This is a genomic window from Pseudomonas sp. 10C3, assembly GCF_036346185.1.
GTDB lineage: Bacteria > Pseudomonadota > Gammaproteobacteria > Pseudomonadales > Pseudomonadaceae > Aquipseudomonas.
Map to the genome: position 1 here is coordinate 1 of NZ_JASJVE010000171.1, position 248 is coordinate 248.

Annotated in this window: 1 pseudogene; it reads left to right on the plus strand. The window is 60.5% G+C overall.

The features are described from left to right. Window positions 1-2: 2 nt before the first annotated feature. A pseudogene (locus tag QN399_RS26515) lies at window positions 3-248 on the plus strand (ABC transporter permease); the annotation flags it as partial.

The window sequence follows — 248 nt, forward strand, 5'->3', positions numbered from 1 at the left end:
GTATCGGCCTGGTGTTTGAACTGTTTGGCTGGATCGTGCGCGACCAGAGCTTTCTAATGAACTCCCAGCGTCTGGTGCTGATGATCCTGCAGGTGTCGATCATCGGCCTGCTGGCCATCGGTGTGACCCAGGTGATTATCACCACGGGCATCGACTTGTCGTCCGGCTCGGTGCTGGCCTTGTCAGCGATGATCGCCGCCAGCCTGGCGCAGACCTCCGACTTTTCCCGGGCGGTGTTTCCGTCCCTC